Origin of the sequence: Streptomyces sp. NPDC059567 (genome assembly GCF_042735655.1) — a bacterium.
In the GTDB taxonomy this organism is placed as follows: Bacteria; Actinomycetota; Actinomycetes; order Streptomycetales; family Streptomycetaceae; genus Streptomyces.
This window is the reverse complement of record NZ_JBHWBS010000019.1, coordinates 71,838-85,897: the sequence shown is the minus strand read 5'-3', so window position 1 is coordinate 85,897 and position 14,060 is coordinate 71,838. Positions and strand designations below refer to the sequence as shown.

14 protein-coding genes are annotated in these 14,060 nt (G+C 73.1%); 1 reads left to right on the top strand and 13 read right to left on the bottom strand.

Going from position 1 to position 14,060, the window contains the following annotated elements; translation table 11 throughout:
- Nucleotides 1–124 precede the first annotated feature (124 nt).
- The 9 genes from ACFVZW_RS12345 to ACFVZW_RS12305 all read right to left on the bottom strand — a co-directional run bounded on the left by ACFVZW_RS12345 (nt 125) and on the right by ACFVZW_RS12305 (nt 9,453).
- Nucleotides 125–802 carry a class I SAM-dependent methyltransferase gene (locus ACFVZW_RS12345; RefSeq protein WP_384520109.1) on the bottom strand — a complete coding sequence of 226 codons (678 nt, stop codon included), beginning with the start codon at nt 800–802 and terminating at the stop codon, nt 125–127.
- An 88-nt stretch (nt 803–890) separates the two neighbouring features.
- Nucleotides 891–2,123, bottom strand: coding sequence for a flavodoxin family protein (locus ACFVZW_RS12340; RefSeq protein ID WP_384520092.1), 1,233 nt, complete (start codon nt 2,121–2,123; stop codon nt 891–893).
- The gene (gene ribD, locus ACFVZW_RS12335) at nt 2,120–3,193 is read right to left on the bottom strand and encodes a bifunctional diaminohydroxyphosphoribosylaminopyrimidine deaminase/5-amino-6-(5-phosphoribosylamino)uracil reductase RibD (RefSeq protein ID WP_384520107.1); all 1,074 of its coding nucleotides are present in this window, start codon (nt 3,191–3,193) and stop codon (nt 2,120–2,122) included. The genes ACFVZW_RS12340 and ribD overlap by 4 nt, the downstream gene beginning before the upstream one ends.
- Before the next feature lie 107 nt (nt 3,194–3,300).
- Nucleotides 3,301–4,305, bottom strand: a complete 1,005-nt coding sequence (locus tag ACFVZW_RS12330) for a formylglycine-generating enzyme family protein (RefSeq protein WP_384520090.1) — start codon at nt 4,303–4,305, stop codon at nt 3,301–3,303.
- The gene (locus ACFVZW_RS12325) at nt 4,302–5,666 is read right to left on the bottom strand and encodes an SGNH/GDSL hydrolase family protein (RefSeq protein WP_384520088.1); all 1,365 of its coding nucleotides are present in this window, start codon (nt 5,664–5,666) and stop codon (nt 4,302–4,304) included. The genes ACFVZW_RS12330 and ACFVZW_RS12325 overlap by 4 nt, the downstream gene beginning before the upstream one ends.
- Nucleotides 5,663–6,364, bottom strand: coding sequence for an SAM-dependent methyltransferase (locus tag ACFVZW_RS12320; RefSeq protein ID WP_384520087.1), 702 nt, complete (start codon nt 6,362–6,364; stop codon nt 5,663–5,665). The genes ACFVZW_RS12325 and ACFVZW_RS12320 overlap by 4 nt, the downstream gene beginning before the upstream one ends.
- A gap of 201 nt (nt 6,365–6,565) precedes the next feature.
- Entirely contained in the window at nt 6,566–8,251 is a 1,686-nt protein-coding gene (locus ACFVZW_RS12315; RefSeq protein ID WP_384520085.1) for a WD40 repeat domain-containing protein, read from the bottom strand.
- A complete protein-coding gene (ribA, locus tag ACFVZW_RS12310; protein WP_384520083.1) occupies nt 8,248–8,883 on the bottom strand; it encodes a GTP cyclohydrolase II in 636 nt (211 codons plus the stop codon). The genes ACFVZW_RS12315 and ribA overlap by 4 nt, the downstream gene beginning before the upstream one ends.
- Nucleotides 8,884–9,237: 354 nt before the next feature.
- A complete protein-coding gene (locus tag ACFVZW_RS12305) occupies nt 9,238–9,453 on the bottom strand; it encodes an EF-hand domain-containing protein (protein WP_329115664.1) in 216 nt (71 codons plus the stop codon).
- A 104-nt stretch (nt 9,454–9,557) separates the two neighbouring features.
- Here ACFVZW_RS12305 and ACFVZW_RS12300 point away from each other — a divergent pair, with 104 nt between their 5' ends.
- On the top strand, nt 9,558–10,196 hold the full coding sequence (locus ACFVZW_RS12300; protein ID WP_384520081.1) for a GNAT family N-acetyltransferase: 639 nt from the start codon (nt 9,558–9,560) through the stop codon (nt 10,194–10,196).
- Between the two features lie 48 nt (nt 10,197–10,244).
- Here the strand turns inward: ACFVZW_RS12300 and ACFVZW_RS12295 are convergent, their stop codons facing one another.
- The 4 genes from ACFVZW_RS12295 to ACFVZW_RS12280 all read right to left on the bottom strand — a co-directional run bounded on the left by ACFVZW_RS12295 (nt 10,245) and on the right by ACFVZW_RS12280 (nt 14,013).
- Complete coding sequence (locus ACFVZW_RS12295) at nt 10,245–11,432, bottom strand: YncE family protein (protein ID WP_384520079.1); 1,188 nt, start codon at nt 11,430–11,432, stop codon at nt 10,245–10,247.
- On the bottom strand, nt 11,432–12,190 hold the full coding sequence (locus ACFVZW_RS12290) for a polysaccharide deacetylase family protein (protein WP_384520077.1): 759 nt from the start codon (nt 12,188–12,190) through the stop codon (nt 11,432–11,434). Before ACFVZW_RS12290 ends, ACFVZW_RS12295 begins: the two co-directional genes overlap by 1 nt.
- 396 nt (nt 12,191–12,586) lie before the next feature.
- Complete coding sequence (locus tag ACFVZW_RS12285; protein ID WP_384520076.1) at nt 12,587–13,090, bottom strand: ATP-binding protein; 504 nt, start codon at nt 13,088–13,090, stop codon at nt 12,587–12,589.
- A gap of 155 nt (nt 13,091–13,245) precedes the next feature.
- Entirely contained in the window at nt 13,246–14,013 is a 768-nt protein-coding gene (locus tag ACFVZW_RS12280; RefSeq protein ID WP_376437321.1) for an enoyl-CoA hydratase/isomerase family protein, read from the bottom strand.
- Nucleotides 14,014–14,060 lie beyond the last annotated feature (47 nt).

Below are 14,060 nucleotides of genomic sequence, written 5' to 3'. Positions count from 1 at the left end.
TCAGCGCCCCGCCCCCGCCCCCCGCCGCGGGCCCCCCGCCCGGGGGGGGGGGGCGCGCCGCGGGGGGGGGGGGGGGGGGCCCCCCGCCCCCCCCCCCCCCCCCCCCTCGCTCATGTCCGATCCGTCAGGCGCGGCAGCGCAGCATCACCAGGGGCGGATTGGCCAGGAAGTCCGCCCAGTACGGCTCGCCCATGGCCCGTACGCCGTCGTCCGGCACCTCCAGCGGCACCCAGGTCACCTCGTCGAAGCCCGCCGCCCGAAGGCTCTGCTCGTACACCTCGCGGCGCGGGTAGTTCGTGACGAACTCGACCGGCGGGTCGAGCAGCGCCGTGATGCGTACCCGCGGCCCGGTCGCCCCCTCCCCCACCGGCACGTACCGGAAGCCGTACTTGTCGGTGGGCGGCCCGTCGAAGCGGAAGTCGGGCGCCTGGGTCAGCACGAGGAACTCGCCCCCCGGCACCAGACTCCGGTGCACGCCACGGCACATGCGCTCCATGGCGGCCCCGTCATCGGCGTAGTTGAGCAGATAGACGGCGGTCGCCACGTCGAAGGGGCGCTCGGGGGCCGGGAGTCCGGCGGCGTCGGCGACGGCGTAGCGCACGCCCAGCGGCTTGCCCTCCTCGATGCGCCGGGCCGCGGCCACCATCTCGCCCGAGATGTCGACCCCGAGCACCTCCCGCGCGCCGAGCCGTTTGATCTGCCGGGTGTAGAAGCCCGTGCCGCACGCCAGGTCGAGCACGGACCTCCCCCGGATGTCACCGAGCATCCGAAGGAAGCTCGCCCGCTCCGGGTAGCGCGCCATCGGCAGCGCCTTGAACCCTTCGTAGGTCTCCCCGATCTCGTCGTACTGCAGTGCGTCGCGCTGCCCGTTCACCTCGGTGTCCTCCCTTTCATGCGATCTCCCGGACGTTCTCGGCGGCCGTGGTGCCCACGGCGTTCTCGGCCGCGGCGCGGCGCAGCAGGTCGCCCGCCAGCGCCGCGCGCCGGCCCTGGTGCCGGGCGGCCTCGCGTACGGCGTGCGACGGCACGGCGCCCGCGGTCAGCGGGTGCGAGGTGCCGTACGGATTGCCGCCGGCCTCGAAGACCGACGGATCGGTGTAACCGGGCGGCACCACCACCGCCCCGCCGTGCAGCAGCACATGGTGGAAGGCGAGCAGCGCCGACTCGCTGCCGGCGTGCGGGCGGGCGGTCGTGACGAAGCCGCTCGCGGGCTTCCCGGACAGCGGTCCCGGACCGGCGGCCGGTTCCAGCGACTGGACGAAGTCCAGCAACGGCGCGGCCAGGGCGCCCAGTCGGGCCGGACCTCCGAAGACCACCGCGTCCGCCCAGGCCACGTCCGCCGGCCTGGCGGGCGCGGCCGGGGAACCGGACCACCCTGCCGCGTGCCCGTGCGCCGAGCCGCTCGCGCCCCCGATCCGCCGCAAGCGGACCCGTGCGCCCAGGGAACGGGCGCCCGCCGCGCACTCCTGCGCCAGCAGGCGTGCGGGACCGCTGTCGGCGTAGTGCACCACCGTCACCTTGACCGGCCCCGCGGCGGTGGGGGCGGCGATCGTCGGCCGCGCCCGCGCGGTCAGCTCGGCGAGCCGGCGGCCGAGCAGCCGGGCCGCCCGCTGTTCGACGGCTCCGGTGCCGGTCCCGTCCGTACCGCGCGGCCGGGACTCCGCCGACAGGCCGTACGGATTGCCTCCCAGCGACCGGAACACCGGGTCCGCCGGATCGGCCCCGACCACCCAGGAGCCCCAGTGGTAGGCGGTCTGATGGAGCGACAGCAGCGTCGCCTCCCGGCCGCCGTGGGTGCAGGTGGAGGCCGTCATCCCGGTGACCAGCCGGTCGGCGAGCAGCCCTTGCTTCCACAGGGGGCTCGTCGACTCCAGGAACCGCTTGAAGGTGGCGGACACATTGCCGAAGTAGGTGGGCGTCGCCAGGACCAGGCCGTCCGCCCACAGCACGTCGTCCGGCCCGGCGACCGGTTCCGGCCACGGGCCGCCGTCCTCGCTCGCGTCCGTCACGCGCAACAGCCGTACGCGCGCTCCGCCGGCCCGCGCGCCCTCGGCCGCCGCCAGGGCGAGAGCCCGCATGGTCCCCCGACGGCTGTGGAACACGACCGCGATCCGGGGCCTCATCCCGACTCCCCGGGCAGCGGTCGGGCGCGCAGCACGAGCCGCACGTCCTCACCGACGCGGCTCACCTCGTCGAGGCGCAGCCGGACGGCGTCGGCGAGGGTCGTCGTGCCGAGGTCGTCGAGGACCGGGCGGCCTCCGGCGCCGAGCAGCACCGGCGCCACATAGGCGACGACCCGGTCGAGAAACCCCCCGGCGGCGAAGGCCGCGGCCAGCCGGGCGCCTCCTTCCAGCAGCAAGGAGCGCACGCCGCGTGCGTACAGGTCGTCGGCCAGTGCCCGGATGTCGAGCTCGCCGTCCACGACGGGGAGCTCCACCACCTCGTGCCGCGACGGCAGTCGGGGCCTCGCCGCACCCCGGCCGATGACCACCAGGGTGGGGGCGGCGTCGTCGAGCACCCGTGCGCCGGGCGGGATGGCGCCCGCGCGGTCCAGCACCACCCGCAGCGGTGGACGGCCGGAGACCGCGTGTCGCAGGCCCAGGTGCGGGTCGTCGGCGCGCAGGGTCCCCGAGCCGACCAGCACGGCGTCGTGAGCGGCTCTCAGCGCGTGGACGTCCTCCCGCGCCGGCTGCCCGGTGATCCACCGGGACGTGCCGTCGGGCGCCGCCGATCTCCCGTCGAGGCTGCCGCCGAACTTCCATGTCACACACGGCCGGGAGGCCCGGACAGCGGTGAGCCACAGCTCGTTGCCGCGCTCGGCCTCCGCGCGCAGGACTCCGGACACCACCTCCACACCGGACTCGCGCAGCCGCCGGGCACCGCCGGCGGCGGACGGGTTCGGGTCCGGCACCGCGTAGAGGACCCGGGCGACTCCCGCGCGCAGCAGCGCGTCGGCGCAGGGGCCGGTACGCCCCTGGTGCGCACAGGGCTCCAGGGTGACCACGGCGGTCGCGCCCCGCGCCCGGTCTCCGGCGGCGGCGAGGGCCTCGACCTCGGCATGCGGATGGCCGGCCCCCCGGTGGAATCCCTCGCCCACCGGGGAGCCGTCCGGTCCGAGCAGGACACAGCCGACGACGGGATTGGGGCTGGTCTCGCCCAGCGCGGTGGCCGCGAGGTCGATCGCCTTGCGCATGGCGGCTTCCTCGGCCGGGCGCACCGACGCGCCGTAGGAGGCCGATGCCGTGGCGCTCCCGGCCGTCATACCGTCGCTCCCGGCCGTCATGCCGTCTCTCCCCGCCGTCATGCCGTCTCCGCAAGCCGGAAGCCCATCGCGTAGATGTCCCGCTCGTACCAGCCGTGCCTCCGTCGGCAGCGGGCCAGGTCGCCGAAGCGGGTGAAGCTGCCGCCCCGGGCGATGCGATAGGCGCCACGGGTCCGCGCCAGATCGTCGGCGACGTCCGCTCCACCGGGGTACGGGCGGTAGTCGTCCGCCGTGTACTCCTCGACGTTGCCCGCCATGTCGTGCACGCCGAACGGCGAACGCCCGCCGGGGTACACGCCGATGGGGGTGGTGGTCAGCGGGCCGTGCTCCACGGTGTTGGCGCGGTCGGCGGCGAACGTCTCCCCCCACGGGAAGTCCCGGCCGTCGCCGCCGGAGGCCGCGTACTCCCACTCGGCCTCGGTCGGCAGCCGGAACGCCCGGCCCGTACGGTTCGCCAGCCAGGCCGCGTACGCGTCGGCGGCCTCGGGCGGGACCGTCCACACCGGATGGTTGCCGAGCGTCTCGGGGTACACCCCGAACCGCCAGGAGGTGGGCAGCCAGGTGGCTCCGGTGTCCTCCAGGAAGCGGCGGTACTCGGCGTTGGTGACCGGGTGGAGCGCGATCCGGAAGGGCGCGATGTCGATCTCGTACGTGGGGCACTCCTTGGCGATCCAGTCCTCCTCCACCCCCGCGTGCCGCCAGCGGGCGGTGACCGGTCCGACGGACTCCGGGTCGAGGCCGAGCAGGACGCGCGCACCGGGGACGGTGGCCATCGGCGGGTCGTCGGGGCGGACGCGCGGGTCCCCGACGAGGCCGAGGACGGTGCCCGCCGCGTGCCGACGGGAGAAGGGCCGGCCGGGATCCTCCGCGATCGAGACCAGGGTCACGGCCGGGGCGCCGAACAGGTCGCGGTGGTCCCGCAGGGCCCAGGGCCCGGTGCGGGCGGTGTAGGTGTCGGGCAGGCCCATGGCCGCCCGGTCGGACAGGGTGTTGGGGTTGGCCATGACCGCCGGCGGGGCGGCGGCGGAGGTGCTGCTGGTCATGGGAGCCTCCGGTCGGTCGTCGGGGCGCGGCCCGTGGTGGCGGTGAGACCGGCGGTCGGTACGGCCTCGGCCAGGGCGCGGTAGCCCGCGTCGTTGAGGTGGATGTGGTCGCCGCTGTCGTAGGCGGCGCGCACGCGCTGGGGGTCGGCGGGGTCGCGGACCGCCGCGTCGAAGTCCACGACGGCGTCGAACTCCGGTGCGGTGCGCAGCGCCGTGTTGAGTTCGGCGCGGGCGCGCTCGGCGTCCGCGGTCCAGAACGGCGAGTCCTTGAACGGTGTCAGGGTGCCCACCAGGACGCGGATGCCTCGTTCGCGCAGGCGCTGCGCCATCGTCCGCAGCCCTTGCAGCACGTCGTCCGCGGTCGCGTACGGCGCGAGCTGGAGGTCGTTGACGCCCTCGTAGAGCACGACGGTCCGCACTCCGGCCTGGGCGATCGCGTCCCGGTCGAGGCGCCCCAGGGCACGGGTGCCGCGCTGCGGCCGGTCGGTCTCGGTGCCGTCGCGGAGCACGCGGTTGCCGCCGATGCCCTTGTTGAGCACGCCCATGCCCGCGGTCGCCGGGTCGGCGGCGAGGCGGCGCGCGAGGGCGTCGGTCCAGCGGCCGTTGCCGTCCGGGGTGGAGCCCACGCCGTCGGTCTGCGAGTCACCGATCGCGACGACCGCGCCCCGCGGACGCGTTCCGCGCGCGTCCGCCCCGCGGACGTCCACGCCCGTGAGGAAGAACCACGAGGTCTCGGTGCGGGTGAACACGCTCCCCGCCTGGTCGCCGGTGTGGTCGCCCGGCTCGGAGACGTGACCGCGCTGCTGCGCGAGCCAGTGCCAGGTGGTGGGCCCGGTGGGTTCCGGCAGATGGACGCTGACCGTCAGATCCGCCCCGGCCGGTACGTCGAAGGCCACCGGGTCGCTGACCGCTTCGGAGCCCGCGGGCACGGTCGTCCCCGTCGCGCCGCCGTCGAAGGTGACCTCCCGCGCGCTGCCGGGCACGACGGCCGCCGGGGAACCCGGCACGGGCAGCGCGACCGTCGTGCGGCCCAGGGTCAACGGCCCTGTGCCGTACGCGTGGGACAGCCGCAGCCGTAACTCGCCGCCGCCGATCGAGGTGTGCACCACCATGCGTACGGTCCGGTCGTCCAGACCGTCCCGGGAGATGCCGTCGGGCGCGGCGGGCGCCGGGGCCGTACCCCAGGAGCCGACCCAGCCGGACGCGTCGGCCTCGGCTCCCGGCACCGGCCCGGGCCGGTCGGCGGCCGCGGGTGAGGCGGCGAGCAGGCCGGCCGCGCACACCGCCGCCACCAGGGCGGCGGCCCAACGCCTCCTTCGTGCGCCGCGCGGTGCGGGCGGACCGCCGCCGGTGACGCTCATCGCGGGTCGCCGTCCGCCGTGCGTCGGAACGTGCCCAGGAGATAGGTGAGCCCCGCCGTGCCGCGCGGCACCTGCCGCACCTCGACCGGCTCGAACCCCTGGGCGGTGACCAGACGGTTGAGCTCGTCGGGGGTGAACTCGCGGTAGAGCCGCTTGCCGGCGTTGACGAAGAGGCTGCCCGCCTCGCCCGCGGCCTGGAAGACGGAGACCGTGAACAGGCCGCCGGGCAGGAGCAGTTCGCGAACGCGGCGCAGATAGCGGGGGTAGCTGTCCGGATGCTGGTGATGCAGACAGCCGTTGTCGAGCACGGCCCGGTACTCCGCCCTGCCGGGGAGCTCCGTCAAGGGGGTGACGAGGAAGCGGGCCCGCCCGGGCCGTCGCGCCGTGATCGTCTCCCACTGGGGGGAGGCGATGAGGTCGATGCCGGTGACGCGGTGTCCGTCGGCCAGGAGGATCTCGGCGTCACGGCCGTGGCCGGTGCCGATGTCGAGGATGTGGGCGTCCCGGGCGTCGCCGAGCGCGCGCGACAGCACGCGCGGCGCCTCCCGCATCGCCTGCTCGCCGGTCCACAGGTCGCGCCCGTCGGCGTAGTGGTCCCGGAAGTCGGAGTGGAGCACGGCCGCGTACGCCGTCTCGTCCACCTGCGATGTCTCCGCGGGGCTGACGGTGTACCGGTCGGCTATCGGATGGCTGTCCATGTGGTGCCGGGTCCTCTCGTCAAAGAGTGACAAGGAAAGGGATGGGGGAAGACATGGCGTCCGCTCGCGGGACGGGGGGCGGGGGGGGGGGGGGGTGGGGGGACGCCCCCCCCCCCCCCCCCCCCCGACACGCGGCGCCCCCGCGCGCTGGGTGAGTCCCACCCCACCCCCCCCCCGGCCCCGGTCCGCGATGCCGGCGGCTCAGCCGCCGATCGGGTACACCTGACCGTCGTAGGACGCGGCGGCGAAGACCTTGCGCGCCGCGTCGTACGCGAGCGCCGAGATGCCCGCCGTGGTGGGCCTGACCACCACGGTCCAGGCGCGCTCCACGCGGTCGTACACGGCGACCCGGCCGTTGTAGCTGCCGGTGGCGACGAGCCTGCCGTCGTCGGAGGCCGCGACGCACTTGATGGAGTGGGTGTGCGGCGTCGGCAGGACTTCGGCGCGCCGCTCCGGGTTCCACAGGCGCAGCTTCAGGTCACGGCTCACGCTCGCGAACCAGCCGTCCTCCAGGCCCGCGCAACCGTTGGCGATCCTGTCGTGCGCGTCCTCGACGGTGGCGACCTTCTCCAGGGTGGAGATGCGGTACCAGGTGGCCGAGGCATCGGCCGCCACCGAGAAGAGGAAGTCCCCGGAGACGGCGACTCCCTTGACCGCGTTCACATGCAGGGGAAGGTCCGCGACGTGCTCGATGTCGTCGCCGCCTCGGAGCTTCAGCAGCAGCCCCTCGCCGGTGTACGCACCGACGACCGCGTACCGCTCGCCGTCCCGCTCGAAGGCCGCGCCGCAGTTGAGCGGTGAGCGGTGCTGGTACAGCTCGCGGCCGGTGAGCGCGTCGAAGACCTTGCCGAGCTGGCCACCGGAGAGCACCGGGCCGTGCAGCGGCGTGAGGAAGTTGCACAGGCTGCCGGTCGCGGCCACGAACGCGCCGTCCCGGCGCACCACTCCGGCGTCGCCCACGGTCAGCGCGCCGTCGGGGGCCGGCAGGACGGCGTTGACCCCGCCGGTGGGCGGGACCTCTGCCGTGTCCCAGACCCGCTCCTCGTAGTCGTAACCCCGGTACTCGGCCCCGAAGGTGGCGAAGACAAGCCGGGAGCTGCCGGCGAACGCGCAGGATCGGGGCCAGACGTCGTCGGGCAGACCGCTGGTGTCGCGCAGTTCCGGACGGCCGGAGGAGACGTCCCACAGCCGCATGGTCCGGTCGTAGCTGAGGCTGACCAGGAGGTGGCGGGAGTCGTCGAGGACGAGGCGCTTGATGCCCGCCTCGTGGGCGGGCACGTCGGTCTGCCCCGTCGGCCCGACGACGACGATCCGGCCCTCGTCGTTGCCCGCGAAGATGGTGCCGCCCGAGGAGATGGCGATCGTGTCCGTCTCCACGCCGCCCATGTCGAGATTGGCGACCATGCCGCCGGTCTCCAGGGACCAGCGCTTGATGGTGCCGTCGTCGCTGGAGGAGATCACCTCGTCGGCGTCGCGGGTCCATTCGACGGAGATGACGTCGGCGGTGTGACCGGCGAAGGTGGTGACGAGCCGCCCGGCGAAGTCGTACACGCGCACCCGGTGGTCACGGGAGGCGGTGGCGATCAGCTGCTTCGACGGATGGAAGACCGACATCTCCACGTCGTCCTGCTGCTCGGCGAAGACGGCGACGAGACGCAGGTCGGGCACGGTCCACAGGCGGGCCGTGTAGTCGCTGGAGGAGGTGAGCAGGTGGCGGCCGTCGGGCGAGAACGTGCACTGGTTGGCCAGGTGGTCGTGGAAGGAGCGCGCGAGCGCCCGCCCGGTGCGCTGGTCCCAGCAGATGACCTGGTTGTCGTAGCCGGCGGTGGCGACGTACGCGTCCTGCCAGGCGGCGATGCCGCTGATCGGACCCCGGTGCCGGATCATATGGACTCCCCCGCGAGTTCGATGGTGTGCCCGCTGCGCTCGACCTTGGCGCGCAGGTAGTGGCGGTTGCGCTCGGTCTGGAAGATCCCGGTCGGCACGACCTCGTCGATGGTGATGCCGTACGAGGTCAGTTGCGCGGCCTTGTCGGGGTTGTTGGTGTGCAGCCTGATCCGCGTGGCGCCGAGCGCGCGGAGCATCTGCGCTGCCGCGCTGTAGTCGCGCAGGTCGTCGGAGAAGTTCAGCTCGCGGTTGGCGGCGAAGGTGTCGAGACCGAGCTCGTCCTGGACGCGATAGGCGTCGAGCTTGTTGTAGAGCCCGATGCCGCGGCCTTCCTGCCGCAGATAGAGCAGGATGCCGCCGGACTCGGCGAGCAGCTGCATCGATTCGGTGAGCTGGGGACCGCAGTCACAGCGTGCGGATCCGAAGACGTCACCGGTGAGGCACTCGGAGTGGAGCCGCACCAGCGGGACGTCCGCGCTCGGCGCGAAGGTCACGGCGATGTGCTCCTGCCCGTCGCCCAGCTCGGCGAAGGTGACCATCTCGGCCGTCTTCCAGCCTCCGTCGGCCAGCCGTACCGGCACTTCGACACGGGCCCGGGTACGGGTCGTGGGATTCGTTAATACGGAGGTCACTGGCGGATTCGCACCATTGAACCTGTTGCGCACGTGATCGTCCTCCCATCGGATCTGGCATACCCCATGCCCATCCGGCTGCCAGGGTGCAATGGAGAACAGCATCGACAACCGCACGGCTGTGCACAGCAGGGGTGGACCGGTATCGGCACCGAGACATTTGACGGTCAGGACCGAACCACGAAGGACGCCTGTCAGCTTTCGGTGCCGCGACGGGGGCGCGGCACCAGGAGGGGTGCGACGCGCGGTGGGAGGTGGCGCGGGGGCCGGACGGGCGGCGGCGACTCACGTACGTACGTACGTGGTGGGCCGTACGGATCGCGGTACGGCGCCGCCCGTCCTCGCCCGGCGGGGTCAGGCCTTGTTGAGGTCCGCCCAGAACTCGTCCCAGGACAGCTTGCCGTCGGCGTTGCCGTCGCGCTGACCGATCAGGGCCTCCGCGACCGTCTCGGTGACGTTGAAGTCACCCAGCTGCGCCATGACGCTCTTGTACTCGGCGGCGGTGATGAATCCGTCCCCGTCCACGTCGAACCGCTCGAATGCCTTGCGCGCCGACTCGATGTCCGCCACAGCTTCCGCCCCTTCTCGATGCTTCGATGACGGGGTCAGATTATCGGGCGTTCCGCCGGGTCCGGGCGTCGGGCCACGACGGGTCATGGCGGATCATGGGAGACATGAGCGACGACGTGGCACGGATCCTGGCAGCGGCGGCCCGCGGGCAGTTCCCGCCGCCGGACGGTTCGACGGTGGTGGTCCCGCCGCCGAACGACCGGGACTCCGGCGTCCTCGCCTTCACCGCGCACTCGGTGGTCTTCACGGACGCCGATCCCGCGTGGGTGTGGGCGGAGCTGGCGGCCGCCGCGAGCGACCCGCTGGCCGCCTCGATGAACCCGGGGTTCCTCCTCGCCCTGATGCGGCACACGGGCCGGCGCATGAACACCGTCGACCTGCTGACGGTCGCCACGGCGCTGCCCGGGGAGCCGGAGCTGCCGCTGCGGGAGATCGAGGACCCGGAGCATCCCCGGGTGGCGCGGGCGTTGAAGTACCGCGACGACGTGCGGGTGTGGGCGGCCGACGGCGGCGTGGTGGTCCTGGGCCGGGGCGTGGCGGGCCGCTGGGAGGCGGCGATCGAGGTCGACGAGGGGGTCAGGCACCGCGGGATCGGCCGGGCGCTGGCCCTCGCCGCCCGGCATCTGACACCGGGCGACGTGGTCTGGGCGCAGCAGTCCCCGGGCAACGCCCGCAGCGTGCGCGTCTTCCAGGCGGCGGGCTACCGCCCGGTGGCCTCGGAGGCCCTGCTCACGGCGGGCTGACCCGCGACCGGGCGAGTCAGCCCGTCCGGAGGCCGACCGTGCCCTGGCCTAACGGAACACGCCGGTGTGGCCGAGGGAGTAGCGGCCGGGCTGGGGGTAGACCGCGAGGCCGTGGGGGCCGCCGCCGACCGGGATGCGGGCGAGCTGCTTGCCGGTCTTGGTGTCGATCGCGTAGACCTCGGAGTCGTAACGTCCCGAGAGCCACAGCACCTTGCCGTCGGCCGAGACACCGCCCATGTCCGGGGAGCCGCCGTCCGGCAGCCACCACTTCTTCGTCAGCTTCTTCTGCCCGAAGTCGAAGACCGAGATGGAGCCCTCGCCGCGGTTGGGGATGTACATCTCCTTGGAGTCGCGGGAGACGTAGAGGCCGTGGGCGCCCTTGCCGGTCGGCATCAGCCGCGGGGTGGTGAACTTCTCGCCGTCCAGGACCCACATGCCGTGGGCCATCATGTCGGCGATGTAGAAGGTCTTGCCGTCCGGCGAGATCTTCACGTCCTGCGGCATCGCGCCCTGGAAGGGGAGCCTCTGCTGGCCGATGACCTCCATCTTGGCCGTGTCGACCTTCAGCAGCTCGCCGGAGAACTCGCAGGAGACGACGAAGTACCGCCCGTCCGCCGAGAAGTCCGCGTGGTTGACGCCGTAGCAGGAGACCGGGACGGTCTTCTTCCGGTCCATGGTGTGCGGGTCGCGGAAGACCAGCTCGCGGTCGAGGGAGGCCATGACGACGGCGTACTTGCCGTCGGGCGTGAAGTAGAGGTTGTACGGGTCGTGGACCTCGACGGGTTTGCCGGCGACCCCGGTGGCGGGGTCGATCGGGGTGAGCGTGTGGCCGCGGTTGTTGTTGACCCAGAGCGTCTTCAGGTCCCAGGACGGGACGACGTGCTGCGGCTGGATGCCGACCGGGATGGTCTCGATCACCTTGTAGGTCGTCGGATCGATGACGGAGACGGTGTTGGAGTTGGTGTTGGGCACGTAGACCCGCGACGGGAAGTCCTTGACCACGGGCGAGAGCCGGCCGGGCCGGTCGGCCGCGTAGACGTCCTTGGGGTCGAGGAGGGGCGGCATCCCGGGCAGGCCGTCCGGGACGGCCTCCTTCGGGACGGCCGGGCGCGCCGCCGCCTCCTTCTTGGCGCCGCCGCGGGGCTCGGCCCCGTCGTCCGCGGCACCGCACCCGGCGAGCGCGGCGAGCAGCACGGCGGCGAGGAGGCTCTTCGAACGCTTGGTGAGTGGCAGCATCAGGTCAGCAGCTCCGTGGTCGTCACCGCGCGCAGGCCGCGGCGGTCGAGGTCGGCGAGGAGGGGCGGCAGGGCGGCGAGCGTGTCGGCGTAGCCGAGGTGGAGGCTCACCACCGATCCGTTGCGGATCGACCCGGTGACGTTGCGGACGACGGCCGCGGCGCCGGGCGAGGTGAAGTCGAGGGAGTCGACGTCGTACGAGAGGACGTGCGGGTAGCCGACGCGGCGGGCGGCCCGCTGGACGGCCGGGCTCGCGTTCCGGCCCCTGGAGGGCCGGAACCAGCTGCCGATGGAGCCGGTGAGCCGGCGCAGCCGTGTGGCGCAGGCGCTGATCTCCGCGTGTGCCTCGTCCTCGGTCATCGCGTTGACGTCGAGGTGGCGCTGGGTGTGGTTGCCGAGGTCGTGGCCGCCGTCGAGGATCCGGCGGGCCAGCTCGGGGTGGGCGTCGAGCCAGTCGCCGACGGCGAGGACGGTGACCCGGGCGCCGCCCTTCTCGGCCGCGGCGAGGACGGCGCGGGCGAGGGCGGGGTCGCCCTGGCCGTGGAAGGTGAGGGCGACCCGGGGGCGGTCGCGCGGCCCGCTCGTGATCTCGACGGGCCGGCCGGGGTAGCGGCGGGGGGCCGGGGCTGCGGGCTTGGGGGCGGGCGCGGGGCCGTCGGGCCGGGGGCGGCCGTCCGTGCCGCAGGCGGTGGTGAGCGCTCCCGCGAGGGCGGACGCCGCGCCCGCCCGGAGTGCGCCACGGCGGTCGGTCAGGGTCACGCGCCCATTTAAGGCCCATAGTGACCGTTTTCTAACGATTAAGCCAATTCAGGACGTTTACGGGTCGCACACCGGCATCCATCACGCGGGCGGATCGAGGAAACAAGCGATGAACGCCATACTTATTCACCATTTACAAGGCGGGTGCTCTAGGTCACCAACGATTCATCGGTGAACTGTCATCCTTTGACCGAATTTGCCCCAGTAGGGACTTTTGGCGGGATGGCCCGCTGTCTGCCATAGTCGAGAACACGACCCCCATTGACCCGGGCCAGGTCGTTTTCACGGCCGTGGATACACCCCCCCGATCCACGGCCGTCCTCACGGAAGCCCCCAGGCGCCCCACAGAGGCGGACGGGGGCTTCGGTGCATCCAGGGGCAGCCGGAGGCCGGCGATCATCGGTCCGAGACGCGCATCTCGAACCAGGTCGTCTTGCCGCGCGGCTGCAGATCCACACCCCAGCGGTCGGAGAGCTTGTCGACGAGGAAGAGCCCGCGCCCGCTGATGTCCAGCTCCTGGACCGGCATGAGGCACGGCAGCCCGCGCGAGGGGTCACGGACCTCGATACGGATCCAGCCACGACGGCGCAGCATCCGCAGCCCGAAGACCCGGGCCCCGGTGTGCCGAACGGCGTTGCCGACGAGTTCGGAGACGAGCAGGACCGCGTGCTCGGCGATCTGCGGGGAGAGGGCCCACTGACGCAGTACGACGCACTGGGTGAGCCTGCGGGCGATGGCGGCGGACTCGGGACGGGACGGCAGCCGCACGTCCTCCTCGGCCGGATTCCCGTACAACTCCAGCGCCTTGAGGGCCTGTTCGTCATCGGCGGCCGGTACCCACCGTGCTGCGGTCGCACCGCCGTGCTGCCGCGGCTGTTCCACACCCTCCAGGCCCGCCATGCCCCCATCATGGCCGGACGGAACGGGCCGCGGGGCCGTTCCGGCGGAATCGAGCCTCCGGAATCGACAATTCCGCTGAATTCACCTGGCATATGCCCTTGGCGGACGACGGTACTGGAGAGTAGGGTCCGCCGACCGCCTCGGGCCGCCGGAACTCAGACGAACTTCGCCTTGCCCGGGCCCTCCTCGACGAAGCTGCGCATCCCGCGCTCGCGGTCCTCCGTCGCGAACAGCCCGGCGAACCACGTGCGTTCGATCGCCAGACCGGTGTCGATGTCCGCCTCCAGGCCTTGGTCGACCGCCTCCTTCGCGGCGCGCAGCGCGATGGCGGGGCCCTGGGCGAGCTTCGCGGCCCAGGCGTGGGCCTGCTCGTACACCTCGGCCGCCGGAACGACGCGGTCGACCAGGCCGAGCGTCAGCGCCTCGTCGGCCTTGACCATCCGGCCGGTGAAGATGAGGTCCTTGGCCTTCGACGGGCCGACCAGACGGGACAGCCGCTGGGTGCCGCCGGCACCGGGGATCAGGCCGAGCAGGATCTCGGGCTGGCCGAGCTTGGCGTTGTCCGCGGCGATCCGGTAGTCGGCGCACAGGGCCAGTTCGCAGCCGCCGCCCAGGGCGTAGCCGGTGATCGCGGCGACGACGGGCTTGGGGATGCGGGCGACCGCGGTGAAGGAGTCCTGGAGCGCGCGCGACCGCTTGACCATGGCCGCGTGGTCCATGACCTGCATCTCCTTGATGTCCGCGCCCGCCGCGAACACCTTCTCGCCGCCGTACAGGATCACGGCGCGCACGTCGTCCCGGTCGGTCGCCTCCTGGGCCAGCTCGAGCAGCCGGTCCTGGGTGGCGATGTCCAGGGCGTTCATCGGGGGACGGTCGAGACGGATGGTGCCGACGCCTTCGGCGACTTCGAGGTTCACAGTCATACCCGGCAGGTTAGCCGTCGTTAACGACAAGAGACCCGGTGCTGTTG